5 protein-coding genes are annotated in these 16,098 nt (G+C 72.4%); 3 read left to right on the top strand and 2 right to left on the bottom strand.

The features are described from left to right. Window positions 1–551: 551 nt before the first annotated feature. Window positions 552–3,782 carry a fused isobutyryl-CoA mutase/GTPase IcmF gene (gene icmF / locus BFN33_RS06500; protein ID WP_069758979.1) on the top strand — a complete coding sequence of 1,077 codons (3,231 nt, stop codon included), beginning with the start codon at window positions 552–554 and terminating at the stop codon, window positions 3,780–3,782. 21 nt (window positions 3,783–3,803) lie between these two features. On the opposite strand, the gene BFN33_RS55430 is transcribed toward icmF, so the two are convergent. Further along, window positions 3,804–5,819: a 2-oxo acid dehydrogenase subunit E2 gene (locus BFN33_RS55430; RefSeq protein WP_069758820.1), complete on the bottom strand. Its 2,016-nt coding sequence runs from the start codon at window positions 5,817–5,819 to the stop codon at window positions 3,804–3,806. A gap of 1 nt (window position 5,820) precedes the next feature. Beyond that, on the bottom strand, window positions 5,821–6,897 hold the full coding sequence (locus tag BFN33_RS06490; protein ID WP_069758819.1) for a thiamine pyrophosphate-dependent dehydrogenase E1 component subunit alpha: 1,077 nt from the start codon (window positions 6,895–6,897) through the stop codon (window positions 5,821–5,823). A 254-nt stretch (window positions 6,898–7,151) separates the two neighbouring features. On the opposite strand from BFN33_RS06490, the gene BFN33_RS06485 reads away from it, so the two are divergent. After that, window positions 7,152–8,441, top strand: coding sequence for a cysteate synthase (locus tag BFN33_RS06485; protein WP_069758818.1), 1,290 nt, complete (start codon window positions 7,152–7,154; stop codon window positions 8,439–8,441). Further along, window positions 8,438–16,093, top strand: coding sequence for a non-ribosomal peptide synthetase (locus BFN33_RS06480; RefSeq protein ID WP_079140658.1), 7,656 nt, complete (start codon window positions 8,438–8,440; stop codon window positions 16,091–16,093). Before BFN33_RS06485 ends, BFN33_RS06480 begins: the two co-directional genes overlap by 4 nt. Window positions 16,094–16,098 lie beyond the last annotated feature (5 nt).

Raw genomic sequence — 16,098 nt, 5'->3', positions numbered from 1 at the left:
TGCGCGTGCCGTCGGGTCGGCGCCTGTCTGGGCGCCGTCTGTTGTGGGATTGCAGCCTCGTGGCGTGGGCTGTCTCGGCTCGCGCCGGTCCGAGGAGCCGTGGCTGTCGCCGGGGTGACCGGCGTGGCGTGCGAGGCCACCGCGTCTGCCTCGACGCCATCCGCTGTGGGATCCCCCCTCCGCGGCCGTCCGCTGTCTCGTCGTCGGCGCGGTGGCCGCCGTGAAGCCGGCCGCTCGCGCCGTGTCCGCCGATTCGCGGCAGTCGCCGCGCTGAGCGGCATCGCGCCGCATGCGGCCGTGCCGAGGCCTCGACTCCGTCGGGTACAGGCATCGCCTGCCACCTCGGCGAAACCGCCTACGGCGCCGGTGTGTGGCTATCCGCCGTGCAGGGCCGCTGACGGGCGGCCCTGTGGTCCCGCCCGGTCGGCCGTCGGGTAGGGCGGCGTGAGCCTTCTGCTGTGCTTCTGCTCACCCCGGCTCCGCGATTTTACTAGGACGTCCTACTATTTTCTCAGCCCGCGTTTTCCGACGTGTCCTGGGAAGGCTCCGCCATGAGCGATCTGCATCGCCCCGTCCACCCCGTCCGCCTGGTCACCGCCTCGGCACTGTTCGACGGGCACGACGCCTCGATCAACATCATGCGGCGGATCTTCCAGTCGCAGGGCGCCGAGGTCATCCATCTGGGCCACAACCGATCCGTGCGGGAAGTCGTGGACGCGGCTCTCGAAGAGGACGCGCACGGCGTGGCGGTCTCGTCCTACCAGGGCGGACACGTCGAGTACTTCGAATATCTGGTCGCCTCACTGCGCAAACAGGGCGCGGAGCACATCCGGGTGGTGGGCGGCGGAGGCGGTGTGATCGTGCCCGAGGAGATCACCCGGCTCAGGGAGAGCGGGGTGACGATCTTCTCCCCCGAGGACGGCCAGCGCATGGGCCTGGCGGGGATGGTCAACACGGTCGTCAAGGACTGTGACTTCGACCTCTGGGACGGCAAACCGGCCGACCTCACCGCGGTTCTGGCTGGCGACCGGTTCGCGATCGCCCGCGCCCTCACCGGCGCCGAACTGGGCAAGCTACCGCCGGAGTTCCGGCAGGAACTGCGGACCACCGCGGCCGGGCGCCACGTGCCGGTGCTCGGCATCACCGGCACCGGCGGTTCGGGCAAGTCGTCCCTGACCGACGAGCTGGTGCGCCGGTTCCGTGTCGACCAGCGGGACGCCCTGCGCATCGCCGTGATCGCGGTCGACCCGACCCGTCGCCGGGGCGGCGGCGCGCTGCTCGGCGACCGGATCCGGATGAACTCCCTCGACGGCGACAAGGTCTTGTTCCGCAGTTTGGCCACCCGCGGCAGCCGCGAGCTGCCCGAGCACCTTTCCGACGTGATCGATGTCGTGAAGGCCGCCGGATTCGACCTGGTGATCGTGGAGACGCCGGGCATCGGTCAGGGCGACGCGGCGATCGTGCCCTTCGTCGACGCCTCGCTGTACGTGATGACGCCGGAGTTCGGTGCCGCCTCGCAGCTGGAGAAGATCGACATGCTCGACTTCGCCGACGTCGTGGCGATCAACAAGTTCGAGCGGCGCGGCGCCAAGGACGCCCTGCGCGACGTGGGCCGCCAACTGGTGCGCAACCGCGAGGCGTTCGGCAAGCGGCCCGAGGACATGCCGGTGTACGGCACCTCCGCGGCCACCTTCAACGACGACGGCGTCACCGCCCTGCACCAGCACCTCACCGCCGTCCTCGCCGAGAAGGGACTCCCGCTGCCCGAGGGCACCCTGGCGCGGGTCGACGTACGCCACTCCTCCGGCATCCGGCAGGTGGTCCCGCCCGAGCGGGTGCGCTACCTCGCCGAGATCACCGACACCGTCCGCGGCTACCACGCCGACACCGAACGGCTGGCCGAAGCGGCCCGGCGGGTCCAGCGGCTGGAGCTGGTCGGGGCCGAACTCGCCGACGCCGGCTCCGATGCCGCGAACGTGCACGCGCTGCTGGAGAACGCCCGCACGCACCTCCCGCACGACATCGTGCGGCAGATCGAGAGCTGGCCCGCCGTGATCGCCTCGTACTCCGGCGACGAGCAGGTCGTGAAGGTCCGCGACCGGGAGATCCGCACCAAGCTGACCCGCGAGTCCCTGTCCGGCAACAAGATCCCCCGCGTCGCCCTGCCCCGCTTCACCGACCACGGAGAACTGGTCCGGTTCTGGCGCGCGGAGAACCTGCCCGGCCACTTCCCCTTCACGGCCGGGGTGTTCCCCTTCAAGCGCGACGGCGAGGACCCGGCACGGATGTTCGCCGGCGAGGGAGACCCGTTCCGCACCAACCGCCGCTTCAAGCTCCTCTCCGAGGGCCAGCCCGCCACCCGCCTGTCCACCGCCTTCGACTCGGTGACGTTGTACGGCCGCGACCCCGACGAGCGCCCCGACATCTACGGCAAGGTCGGCACCTCCGGCGTCTCGGTGGCCACCCTGGAGGACATGAAGGCGCTCTACGACGGCTTCGACCTCGTGGCGCCCACCACCTCCGTCTCCATGACGATCAACGGACCCGCCCCGGCCGTCCTGGCGTTCTTCCTCAACACCGCCATCGACCAGCAGACCGAACGCTTCCGCGAGCAGGAGGGCCGCGACCCCTCGCCCGAGGAGACGGCCCAGCTGCGGGCACACGCGCTGGCGAACGTGCGCGGCACCGTGCAGGCCGACATCCTCAAGGAGGACCAGGGCCAGAACACCTGCCTGTTCTCCACCGAGTTCAGCCTGCGGATGATGGCGGACATCCAGGAGTGGTTCATCACGCAGAAGGTCCGCAACTTCTACTCGGTGTCCATCTCCGGGTACCACATCGCCGAAGCCGGCGCGAACCCCATCAGCCAGCTCGCCTTCACCCTGGCCAACGGCTTCACCTACGTCGAGGCCTACCTCGCCCGCGGCATGCGCATCGACGACTTCGCCCCGAACCTGTCGTTCTTCTTCTCCAACGGCATGGACCCCGAATACTCCGTGCTCGGCCGGGTCGCCCGCCGCATCTGGGCCGTGGCGATGAAGGAGAAGTACGGGGCCGGCGAGCGCAGCCAGAAGCTGAAGTACCACGTCCAGACCTCCGGACGCTCCCTGCACGCCCAGGAGATGGACTTCAACGACATCCGCACCACCCTCCAGGCCCTCATCGCCATCTACGACAACTGCAACAGCCTGCACACCAACGCCTACGACGAGGCCGTCACCACCCCCACCGAGGAGTCCGTACGCCGGGCCCTGGCCATCCAGCTGATCATCAACCGGGAGTGGGGCCTGGCGATGAACGAGAACCCCCTCCAGGGGTCGTTCATCATCGACGAACTCACCGACCTGGTCGAGGAAGCCGTCCTTCAGGAGTTCGAGCGGATCAGCGAACGCGGCGGCGTGCTCGGCGCGATGGAGACGGGCTACCAGCGTGGCCGTATCCAGGACGAGTCGATGCTCTACGAACAGCGCAAGCACGACGGCTCCCTGCCGCTGATCGGCGTCAACACCTTCCGCAACCCGCACGCCGACACCGCCGAGCCCGCCGTCGTCGAACTCGCCCGCGCCACCGAGGAGGAGAAGCAGTCCCAGCTGGAACGCGTACGCACCTTCCACGCCCGGCACCACGACGAGGCCCGGGCCGCCCTGGACGCCCTCAAGGACGCGGCCGTACGCGGCGACAACGTGTTCGCGGTCCTCATGGAGGCCACCCGGGTCTGCTCCCTCCAGCAGATCACCGAGGCCTTCTTCGAGGTCGGCGGCCAGTACCGCCGCAACGTCTGAAGCCGGCGTCGGCCTGGTGGGTCAACCGCCGTCAACCGCACCCACCGACCCACCCCCGACCGCGTCCACGACATGACGCAGGAAGCCCGCCGCGGTGGCTCCGTCGCAGACGCGGTGGTCGAAGGTCAGGGACAGGCCGACGACCTTGCGCACCTCCACCCGGCCGTCCACCGCCCACGGGCGGTCGGTGATGCGGCCCACGCCGAGCATCGCCACCTGTGGGTGGTTGAGGATCGGCGTGGCACCGTCGACGTCGAAGACGCCGTAGTTGTTGAGGGTGAACGTGCCGCCCGTGCGGTGCCCGACCGGCAGGGCGTCCTGCCGCGCGAGCCCGGTCAGGCGGCGCAGTTCCGCGGCGAGGGCGTCGAGGGACAGCCGGTCCGCATCCCGTACGACGGGCACCACCAGGCCCTCCGGCGTCTGCGCGGCGAAACCGAGGTGCACCTGGGAGAGGCGGACGACCTCCCCGCGGTCACTGTCGACGCGGGAGTTGAACTCCGGGAACTCGGCGAGCCCGGTGAGACAGGCCCGGGCGAGCAGCGCCAGCAGTCCCGCCCCGCGGGAGGCCCGCTCGACGAGCAGTCCGGTGGCGTCCACGTCCGCCCAGATCGTCACCGAGGGGGTGTCGCGATGGGCGCGGAGGAACTTCTCGGCCGACGCCCTCATCGGCACCCGGGCATCGGACGCCTCGACTCCGCCGACCGGACGGGCCCGTGAGAGGGACCAGCGCTCCGACTCCCCCGTCCCGTACCCCGTCAGCACCGCACCCGAAGCGTCTTCGGACCCCGCCACGGAGAGCAGCGGCGCTCCCACCCGTACGACCTCACCGGCCGGGCAGTGCAGGGCGGTCACCGTTCCCGTGAACGGACTCGGCAGCGTCACCACCGACTTCGCGGTCTCGACCTCGGCAACCACCTGGTCGTGCGCGACGGAGTCGCCCACCTCGACCTTCCACTCCAGGAGTTCGGCCTCCGTCAGGCCCTCACCCAGGTCGGGGAGGGTGAAAGTGCGGTCGGCAGCGGGCCGCAGGGGCCGGGCGGCCGGCCGGCCGCCCACCCCGGACAGCCGCTGCAGCCCGGCCAGCACACGCGCGACCCCCGGAAGGTAAGCGCCCTCCAGCAGCGGCGGGGGACAGGGCACGTCCGGGCCCGTGACCCGCAACACCGGTGCGCGCAGGGCCTCGAAGCATCGCTCCTGCACCAGCGCCGCGATCTCCGCGCCGACGCCCGCGAACCCCTGGGCCTCGTGGACCACCAGACAACGCCCGGTGCGGCGCACGGACTCCGTGAGCGCACGGTCGTCCAGCGGAACGAGGGTGCGCAGATCGAGCACCTCGACGTCCAGGCCGACGGCGGCGGCCTCCGCGGCGGCAGCCAGGGCCACGGCGACCGAGGGGCCGTAGGCGACCAGAGTGGCGTCGGCACCGGGGCGACGGACTGCTGCGGTGCCGAACGGCTCGGTGCGACAGGGGAGTTCGGTCTCCTCCTTCGTCCAGTAGTGCCGTTTCGGTTCGAGGAAGATCACCGGGTCGGGGTCCTCGATCGCCTCGCGCAGCAGCGAGTAGGCGTCCGCCGTCGTCGCCGGGGTCACGACCTTCAGGCCCGCCGTGTGCGCGTAGTACGCCTCGCTGGAGTCGCTGTGGTGCTCGACGGCGCCGATGCCGCCGCCGTAGGGGATACGCACCACGATCGGGAGTCCCACCAGCCCTCGGGTCCGGTTGCGCATCTTGGCCATGTGGGAGGCGATCTGCTCGAAGGCCGGGTAGGCGAACGCGTCGAACTGCATCTCCACCACGGGGCGGAAGCCCGCCATCGCCAGCCCGATCGCGAGACCGGCAATGCCGGCCTCGCTGACCGGTGTGTCGAAGCAGCGCCGGTCGCCGAAGGTCTCCGCGAGCCCGTCGGTGATCCGGAAGACCCCGCCGAGACGGCCGACGTCCTCGCCGAAGACCAGGACACGCTCGTCCGCGGCGAGCGCGTCGCGCAGGGCGGTGTTGAAGGCCTGCGCCATCGACGTCGGTTCCAGAGCCTGTGTCATCTCAGTGCCTTTCCGACTCGCGGTGCAGCGACGCGCGTTGGGCGAGCAGTTGGGGGGTCGGGGTGTCGAAGACGTGGTCGAACAGGGCGGAGGGGTCGGGTTCGGGATCCTGCGCCAGCCGTCCGCGCAGCCGGGTCGCGTACGCCTCGGCCTCTTCCGACGCGGCGAGGACGTCCGCCGCGGTCAGCAGGCCTTCCGCGCGCAGCGCGGCCTCCAGTCGGGCGAGCGGGTCCCGGGCCCGCCAGTGCTCCTCCTCGGCCGCCGTGCGGTAGCGGGACGGGTCGTCGGCGCTGGTGTGCGGACCGACCCGGTAGGTGTGTGCCTCCACCAGCCAGGGCCCGCCGCTCCTGCGCGCGTCCTCCACGGCGGTGGTCAGTACCGCGAGCACGGCGGCCGCGTCGTTGCCGTCCACCTGCTCCGCACGGACGCCGTAACCGATGCCCTTGTAGGCCAGGCCGGGCGCGGCCGTCTGCGCGGAGAGCGGCACGGAGATGGCGTACCGGTTGTTCTGCACGAGGAACACGACCGGCGCGCGCAGCACCCCGGCCAGGTTCACGGCCTCGTGGAAGTCGCCCTCGCTGGTGGCGCCGTCGCCGACCAGGGCCAGGGCGACCGTGTCTGAGCCCTTGAGGCGCTCGCCGTGGGCCAGTCCGACGGCGTGCGCGGCGTGGGTGGCCAGCGGGGTGCACTGCGGTGCCGTGCGGTGACGCATGGGGTCGTAGCCGCAGTGGGCGTCACCGCGCATCAGTGTGAGCGCCTCGACGGGGTCGATGCCTCGGCTGACCAGCGCGACGCAGTCACGGTAGGTGGGGAACAGCCAGTCGCTCTCGCGCAACGCGAGGGCCGCACCCACCTGACAGGCCTCCTGGCCGAGGCTCGACGGATAGACCGCGAGCCGCCCCTGGCGGGCGAGCGCCGTCGCCTGCCGGTCGAACCGGCGCCCGAGGACCATTCTGCGGTAGGCCTCCAGGAGGAGTTCGGCGGAACCCCCATTTTTCAATTCTGGCAAAAAGGAAACCGGAACCTGTGAAGGGAGCCAGAAGGACGCTTCTTCCCATTCGGAGTCGTCCTTATGCATCGACGTATCTCCCATGTTCCGCAGTCCTTTCGTCGAGGCGTGTGCGAAAGGGATGCTGTCCGCTTTCCCAACTGCCGTGCAGGGGCGGCCGGGTGAAGTGCCGCTGAACATCGATCACGCTGTTCACAGGTCGAACACAATCCGGTTCATGTCGAGCAGGCGTCGCCAAAGGGCCATGTGCGTGTCACTCCTGCTTTCCGTAGCCCGGGGTCCAATTGACCGGCCAGACACGGCACTTCGGAAAGCGAGCGAAAATGTTCCGAGCGCTCCCGGGAACACGTCACTACACGGTTGTCTGTTCCTCATGCGGAACCCGCTACGAGGACGACGGACTCATGCTCGACTGCCGTGCGTGCCGGGAACCGGCGTTCCTGCGCACCGAGTACCACGGGACGCACACCCCGAGCGCGACCGGGCTGTTCCGCCACGCCCCGCTGCTGCCCGTGGTGCGGACCTTCCCCGGCGTACCGGGACCCGTGGTGTACCCGGCGGAGCGGCTCGGCCGGCTGCTCGGCCTGGACCGGCTGTGGGTGGCGTTCAACGGCCACTGGCCCGAGCGCGGAGCGCAGTCACCCACCTGTACGTTCAAGGATCTGGAGGCCTACACCGTCCTGGGGCGGCTGCCCGCCGACCCGCCGCTCCTCGTGATCCCCTCGGCCGGGAACACCGCCGCCGCCTTCGCCTGGGCCGCCACCCGGTACCGGGTTCCGTGTCTGCTCGTCGTGCCCGCCCCGGCCCTGGAGCGGATGCGCTTTCCCGCGCCGCTCGACCCCTGTGTCCGCATCGTCGCCCTCGACGGTGCCGCCACCTACAGCGACACCATCGCGTGCGCCGACCTGCTCGCCCGGATGCCCGGCCACCACGCCGAGGGCGGTGCGCGCAACGTCGGCCGCCGCGACGGACTGGGCACGGTCATGCTCGCCGCCGCCGAGGCCGTCGGACGCCTTCCGCAGGTCTACGTGCAGGCCGTGGGCAGCGGCACGGGCGCCATCGGCGCACACGAGGCGGCCCGCCGGATCCGCGCCGCAGGCGAGCCCCTGCCGCGGCTGCTGATGTGCCAGAACGAACCGTTCGCCGCGCTGTACCAGGCCTGGTGTCACGGCGGCCAGCCGCCCGCCAGCCGCGAACTCGAACCCCTGGCCCGTGAACTCACCAACCGCCGGCCCCCGTTCGCAGTCCGTGGTGGGGTGCGGGACGCGCTGGAGGAGAGCGGCGGCCAAATCCGATGTACGGACAACGAAGCCGCGCTCACCGCCATGGCCCTCTTCGAGGAGACCGAGGGGATCGACATCGAACCCGGCGCCGGCGTGGCCGTGGCCGCCCTCGCGGAAGCCGTACGCGACGGACAGGTGCGCCCCGACGAACTCGTGCTCCTCAACATCACCGGCGGCGGCCGCGCCCGCCAGGCCCAGGACCTTCCTCTCGTACCCGCCGGACCCTGGCTGCGCGTCACCTGGCCGGGCGGCGAGTCCGGGCCGCGCCGCGTCGTCGAGCAGGTCGAGCGTCAGCTGGCGGGCGCCGTGACCGCGGGGGCGGCCCGATGACGGACCTTTCCGCGTCTGCCGACGTGCCGCCCACGACCGGCGTGTCCCTGCCCGCCCGCGCACTGGGCCTGTCCGCCGCCCAGCGCTCGATGTGGTTCGGCCAGCGTCTGGACTCCGCCGCCCGATCCGCCTACAACGTCGGCGAGTACACCGAGATCCACGGCTCCGTCGACGTCGACCGCTTCCGCACCGCCCTGTGCCGGGTCGTCGCGGCGACCGAGACCCTGCGGGCCCGCGTCACGGCCGACGGCGACGTCCTCCACCAGATCGTCGAGCCCGACCCCGTCTGGGAGTTGACCGTCGTCGACCTCAGGGACTCGGCCGACCCCGTCGCCGCCGCCGACGCCTGGCGGGAGGCCGACTTCGCGCTGCCCTTCGATCTCGAACGGGCTCCGCTGTTCCGGTACGCGCTGCTCAGGCTCCGTGACGAGCACTGGATCTGGTACCACTGCTACCACCACATCGTCGTCGACGGGTTCAGCTGCTCCCTCATCGCGGCCCGGGTCGCCGACGCCTACACGGCCCTCGCCGCGGGCACCGCGCACACCCCGCCCGAGGCCCCCCTCGCCCCGCTGGTCCAGGCGGACGAGATGTACCGCACCGACGACCGCCGAGCGGCCGACAGCCGCCACTGGGCCGACGTCTGCGCCGACCGCCCGGATCCGGTCGGCCTCAGTGACCAGTCGCCACGGGTGAGCGAGGGCTTCCTGCGCCGAACCGGTCGCCTCGCCGACAGCGCGGGCGACTCGGTCCACTCGGCCGCCGCGCACACGGGCACCCGCTGGTCCCGGGTCCTGATCGCCGCGACCGCGGCCTATCTGCACCGGCTCACCGGGGCGCGGGACATCGTCCTCGGCCTCGCCGTCACCGCCCGCGAGAGCGACACCGAGCGCGCCACCCCGGGCATGGCCTCCAACGTCCTCCCGCTGCGGCTGTCCGTACGCCCCGACACCCGCGCCGACGACCTCGTACGCCAGGCCGCCGCCGCGACCCGGGACCTGCTCGCGCACCAGCGGTACCGGGGCGAGGACCTGCGTCGCGAGCTGGACTGGCCCGGCGGCGACCGCAGATTCTTCGGCCCCGTCGTCAACATCATGGCGTTCGGACCGGAGTTGAGGTTCGCCGGGCACCCGACCACCCGTCACAACCTTTCCACGGGCCCGGTCGAGGACCTCGCCGTCAACGTCTACGAACGCGCCGACGGCAACGGCATCCGCATCGACCTCGACGCGAGCACCGCCTGCTACACGGACGCCGAACTCACCGCCCACCACGGCCGGTTCAGTCACTTCGCGGAACGTTTCGCGGTCGCCGTGCTCGGTCCCGCCACCCCGATCGGCCGGATCGAGCTGACGCTGCCCGACGAGTCGCGGGCGGCCCTGCTGGACGGCCCGGTGCCCCGGACGGCCACGGGAACCGTGCCCGCCCTCTTCGCGGCCCGGGTCGCCGCGACGCCCACGACGCCAGCTGTCGTGTGCGGCGAACACGTCCTCAGCTACGCCGAGTTGAACGCCCGCGCCAACCGCCTCGCACACCGCCTGCTGCGTCTCGGCGTCCGCGCGGAGGACCGCGTCGCCGTCCTGACGCGCCGCTCCGAACACCTGGTCGTCGCCCTCCTCGCGGTCCTCAAGGCGGGCGCCGCCTACGTCGGCGTCGACCCCCGCGCCCCGGCCGCCCGAACCCACCGGATCCTGGACGGAACATCGGCGGCGGTCCTCCTCGCGGACGGGACGACAGCCGAGGCCCTCCGGGCGGACGGAACGTCACCGTCGTACGACTGCCCGGTGGTCCTGGTCGACGACCTGCCGTCGCTCGCCACCGAGCCCGACACCGATCCCGAGCTCCCGCTGCATCCGGACCAGTTGGCCTATGTCAGTCACACCTCCGGCTCCACCGGCACGCCCAAGGGCGTGGCGGTCAGCCACCGGGACGTCACGGCCCTCGCGACGGACAGTGCCTTCGCGGGCGGCGCGCACGCGCGTGTCCTGGTCCACTCGCCGACGGCTTTCGACGCCTCCACCTACGAGCTGTGGGTCCCGCTGCTGAGGGGCGGCACCGCCGTGGTCGCGGGCCCGGACGAGGATGTGGACGCCGCGGCGATCAGGCGGCTGTCGCGTCGCCACGGGCTGACCGCGCTGTGGCTGACGGCGGGGCTCTTCCGGCTCGTCGCGGAGGAGGACCCGGGGTGCTTCACGGGGCTCCGCCAGGTCTGGGCGGGTGGCGACACGGTGCCGGCCGCCGCCGTCCGCAGCGCACTGGACGCCTGCCCGGGGCTGACCGTCACCAACGGCTACGGGCCCACCGAGGCCACCACCTTCGCCACCACCCGCCCCTGCCCCGGCACTGCGGAGGTGCCGGAACCGCTGCCCATCGGTCGCCCGCTCGACGGCATGCGCGCCTACGTCCTCGACGGCGCCCTGCGACCGGCCCCGCCGGGCACGGTGGGGGAGTTGTACCTCGCCGGCCCCGGCGTGGCCCGCGGCTACCTGGACCGTCCGGGCGCCAGCGCGGAGCGGTTCGTCGCCGACCCGTTCGGACCGCCCGGCGGACGCATGTACCGCACCGGGGATCGCGTACGGCTGACCCCCGACCGCCAACTCGCCTTCCACGGGCGTGCGGACGACCAGGTCAAGGTGCGCGGCCACCGTGTCGAACCGGCGGAGGTCGAGGCGGCTCTCGGCGGCCACCCGGACGTCGAGCACGCCGTCGCCGTCGTCCGCGAGGACCGGCCCGGCGACCGCGGCCTCGTCGCCTACGCCACCGCCGCCGCGGGTGCGGAGGCGGACGCCCTGCGCGCGTACCTCGCCGGGCTCCTGCCCGCCTACCTGGTGCCCTCCGCCGTCGTCCTCCTGGACCGGCTGCCACTGACCGCCAACGGCAAGGTGGACCGCGCGGCCCTGCCCGCGCCGGTACGCGCCGCCGGCCGGCACGCCGGGCGGAGTGCGCGTACCGCACACGAAGAGGTGCTGTGCGCGCTGATCGCCGATGTCCTCGGTCTTCCCGGCGTCGGCCCGGACGACAGTTTCCTCGGTCTCGGCGGCCACTCCCTGCACGCGCTGCGGCTCGTCCACCGCATCCGGACCACGCTGGGCACCGACCTCGGCCTGCGGGACGTCTTCGAGGCGCCGACCGCGGCGGCCCTGGCCCGGCTCCTCCCTGCCGCCGAACCGGTGCGCCCGGTGCCTCCACTGGTCAGGAGTGCGCAGGACGGTGATGCTCCGCTGTCCTCCGCCCAGCGGCGTCTGTGGTTCCTGCACCGCGCCGAGCCGACCGGCGCCGCCTACCACGTGCCCCTCGCCGTACGGCTGACCGGCGCGGCCCTGGACCAGGACGCCCTGCGAGCGGCCCTGGCCGACGTCAGCGGCAGACACGAGATCCTGCGCACCGTCTATCCGGACACCGACGGCACCCCGCGTACCAGGCTGCTGGCACACGTGTCCCCGGAACTGTCCGTCCAGCCGGTGACTGAGTCCGAACTCTCAGACTTGGCAGCCGAGTTGGCGGCCAAGAGGTTCGAGCTCGCCACCGACGCACCGTTCCGTGCCCACCTCCTCGCGCTGGGCCCCGAGGATCACGTCCTCCTGCTGGTGCTTCATCACATCGCCGCCGACGGCTGGTCCCTGCAGCCGCTCCTGAGCGACCTGGCCACCGCGTATCGGACCCGGCTCACGGGCGAGGCCCCCGACTGGGCGCCGCTGCCCGTCCGGTACCAGGACTACGCGCGCCGGCAGCGTGAACTCCTCGGCGACGACCGCGACCGGCAACTCGCCCACTGGCGGCAGGCCCTGGCGGGCCTCCCCGACGAGCTCCCGCTCCCCGTCGACCGGCCCCGCCCGGCGCGGGCCACGCACCGGGGTGGCGACATCCCCGTCCACTGGGACGCCGACCTGCACCAGCGGCTGCGCGACCTCGCCGCCGACCGGGGCGTGACGGTGTTCATGGCCGTACAGGCCGGGCTCGCCGCCCTGCTGACCCGGCTGGGCGCGGGGACCGACATCCCGCTCGGCACACCGGTCGCGGGCCGCCCCGACGAGGCCCTGGACGATCTGGTCGGCTGCTTCGTGAACACCCTCGTGCTGCGTACCGACACCTCGGGCGGGCCGACCTTCCGCGAACTCCTCGACCGGGTGCGCGAGACGGACCTCGCCGCCCACGCACACCAGGACCTGCCGTTCGAGCAGCTCGTCGAGGCGCTCAATCCGTCCCGCTCGCCGGCCCGGCACCCGCTGTTCCAGGTGATGCTCGCCTTCCGGCCGACCGCCTCATGGCGTCTGAGACTGCCCGGCCTGGACGACCGCACCCTCCCCGTGGAGACCGGCTCGACCAAGATCGACCTCACCTTCAACCTCGCCGAGCACCGGGCGGCCGACGGCACCCCGAAGGGCATCGACGGCACCCTCCAGTACAGCGCCGACCTCTTCGACCGCCGCACCGCCGAGGAACTGGCCGCACGTCTGGAACGACTGCTGCGGGCGGCGCTCGCCGCACCGGACCGGGAAATCGCGGATCTCGACGTCCTCGCACCGGACGAACGCCGACGTCTGCTGTCCGACCTGACCGACACCGCGCGGGCCATCCCGGACACCACGTTTCCCCGGATGTTCGCCCAGCGGGCGGCCGAAACGCCCGACGCCCTCGCCGTGACCGACGCGCACACCTCATTGACGTACCGCCATCTAGAGTCTCGGACAGACGACTTGGCGCACGCGCTGGTCGAGCGCGGCGCCGGTCCGGGCCGTGTCGTCGCCTTCGCGCTGCCCCGTTCCGTCGACCTCGCGGTCGCGGTCCTCGCCGTCCTCAAGGCGGGGGCCGCCTATCTCCCGCTCGACCCGGACCACCCCGCCGAGCGGACGGCCCACCTGCTGTCCGACGCCGACCCCGTCTGCGTCATCGCACCGGTACCCGTCGACGCGGACCGCCCGCACGTGAGCCCCGACGCGACCCCCGACGGCCCCACGGCCGAACTCCCCGAGGCCCGGCCCGCCGACCCGGCCTACCTGATCTACACCTCAGGGACCACCGGCCGCCCCAAGGGTGTGGTCGTCGAACACCGCAACCTCACCACCTATGTGGCCCGCTGTGCCGAGGCCTACCCGAGCCTGCGCGGCACCTCGCTGCTGCACGCCACGATGACCTTCGACGCGACCGTGACCACCCTGCACGGAGCGCTCGCCCTGGGCGGCCGGGTGCACATCGCGGCCTTCCACGAGGCGGGCACCACCGAACTGCCCGGCGGCTACAGCTTCCTCAAGGCCACTCCCAGCCACCTTCCCCTGCTCCCCGCGCTACCGTACGATCTCTCGCCCACCGAGGAGTTCATGCTGGGCGGGGAGGCCCTGGTCGGCGAGGCGCTGCGCGTCTGGCGTCGCGATCACCCCGGGGTACGGCTGGTCAACCACTACGGCCCCACCGAACTCACCGTCGGCTGCACCGACCACCGCATCGAGCCGGGGGAGGAGCTGCCCTCCGGACCGGTGCCCGTCGGCCGCCCCATGTGGAACACCCGGGCCTATGTGCTCGACGCACACCTCAACCTCGTACCGGCAGGCGTCGAGGGCGAGCTGTATGTGGCGGGTGACCATGTGGCCCGCGGCTACTGGAGGCGCCCGGACCTGACCTGCGAGCGGTTCGTCGCCGACCCCTTCGGCCCACCGGGCGCACGCATGTACCGCACCGGCGACCTGGCCGTGCGGCGCGCCGACGGCGTGCTGGAGCTGCGGGGCCGGGCCGACGGACAGCTGAAGATCAGGGGGCTGCGGATCGAGCCCGGCGAGGTCGAGGGGGCGCTGACCGGCCATCCCGCCGTCGCCCAGGCAGCGGTGGTGGTGCGCGAGGACACACCCGGCGTACGGCGCCTGGTGGGCTATGTCGCCGGGGCCGCCGCCGGTGACCTCGACGCGGTCCGCGCCCATGCCGCCCGGAACCTCCCCGCGCACATGGTCCCCGAGGCGCTCGTGGCCCTCGACGCCCTGCCCATGACATCCAACGGCAAGCTCGACCGGGCCGCCCTGCCCGCCCCCGGCACCCGCTCCGCCGCGAACAACAGGGAGCCGCGCACACCGCAGGAGGAGACCCTGCGCGCCCTCGTCGCCGAGGTGCTCGGGCTGCCCGCCTGCCAAGTGGGCCTGAATACGGGCTTCTTCGATCTCGGTGGCGACAGCATCACCTCCATCCACCTCGTCAGCAGGGCCCTCGCGGAGGGACTGCGCCTGACGCCCCGGGATGTGTTCGAACAGCGCACAGTCGCAGGCCTCGCCGCGGTGGCGGCCGACGCGCCGCCCCCGACGTCGGTGACACAGGACGCCCCGACGGGCGAACTGCCCCTCACACCTGCCTTGCGGCGACTCGTCGAACGTGGCGGCCCCATCGAGGCGTTCAGCCAGTCGATGCTGCTCGTCACCCCGGAGGACGCCGACGAGGAGAGCCTGTGCAAGGCGCTCCAGGCAGTGATCGACCACCACGACGCCCTGCGGCTGCGTCTGGACGGCGGCGGAACGGCCGTCATCCCACCACCCGGCTCCCTCGACGCCACCGGCCTGCTGGAACGGGCCACCGTCCTGGATCTCCAGCGGGCGGCCCCCCGACTCGACCCGCACCGCGGCGATCTGGTGCGCGCGGTCTGGTTCGACGCGGGCCCCGGCCGTCGCGGACGGCTGCTGCTGACGATCCACCACCTCGCCGTGGACGCGGTGTCCTGGCACATCCTGCGGACCGACCTGGCCGCGGCCTGGCGCGGAGAGGAACTCACCCCGCGAGGCACGTCCTTCAGGGCCTGGGCTCGTCTGCTGGAGCACGAGAGCACATCGAGGTCCGCCGAACTCGACTTCTGGAGGGGAGTGTTGGGGGACCCCGATCCGCTGCCCGCCGTGCGCTCCACGGACCTCGTCGGCCAGATGCGCCACCTCACCCGGGGGCTCCCGGCCTCCGGTCTGCTCACCACGGTGCCCGCGGCCTTCCACGCGGGTCCCGAAGACGTCCTGCTCGCCGCGCTGGCAACCGCCTTCGCCCGTCTGCCGGGCCGCCCGGCGCCGCTGCTCGACATCGAGCGGCACGGCCGCGAGGAGTTCGCCGAGGGCGTCGACCCGACCCGGACGGTCGGCTGGTTCACCAGCGTCGTACCGGCCCGCCTCGATCTGCGCGGGCTCGACCTCGGCGACCCGGCGCGGATCCTCAAGGTCGTCAAGGAGCACCTGCGGGCTGCCCCCGGCCACGGTCTCGGCCACGGCCTGCTCCGCCACCTCAATCCCGAGACGGGCCAACTCCTCGCCGGACTCCCCGTCCCGCAGATCGGCTTCAACTACCTGGGCCGCCGCGACCCCGGCGCGGACGCCCCCTGGTCGCCGGCGCCCGAGACCCTGTCCGGCACGGTACTCGGCGCCGCCCACGACCCGGCGCAGCCCGTCGCCCACGGCCTGGAGATCACAGCCGTGGCCGACCCCGACGGCACGCTCACCGCCACCTGGTCCTGGGTACCGCGCCTCTGGAACGACGACGAGGTGACCGCCCTGGCCGACGGGTGGTGCCAGGCCCTTGCCGCCTTCGAAGGCACCGGCACGGACGGCGGGCACACCCCGTCCGACCTGCCCCTGGTGTCGCTGTCCCAAGCGGAGATCGACGAACTCGAAGCCGAGTTCTCAAGCGAGTGGAGGTAACCCAC

Source organism: Streptomyces sp. LUP47B (genome assembly GCF_001746295.1).
Classification (GTDB): domain Bacteria; phylum Actinomycetota; class Actinomycetes; order Streptomycetales; family Streptomycetaceae; genus Streptomyces.
This window is presented reverse-complemented; position numbering and strand designations above follow the sequence as displayed.

Excerpts from the sequence above, each read along its gene's own strand:
- BFN33_RS55430 (WP_069758820.1), bottom strand. The coding sequence starts at position 5,819 with ATGACACAGGCTCTGGAACCGACGTCGATGGCGCAGGCCTTCAACACC.
- BFN33_RS06485 (WP_069758818.1), top strand. The coding sequence starts at position 7,152 with ATGTTCCGAGCGCTCCCGGGAACACGTCACTACACGGTTGTCTGTTCC.
- BFN33_RS06480 (WP_079140658.1), top strand. The coding sequence starts at position 8,438 with ATGACGGACCTTTCCGCGTCTGCCGACGTGCCGCCCACGACCGGCGTG.
- icmF (WP_069758979.1), top strand. The coding sequence starts at position 552 with ATGAGCGATCTGCATCGCCCCGTCCACCCCGTCCGCCTGGTCACCGCC.
- BFN33_RS06490 (WP_069758819.1), bottom strand. The coding sequence starts at position 6,897 with ATGCATAAGGACGACTCCGAATGGGAAGAAGCGTCCTTCTGGCTCCCT.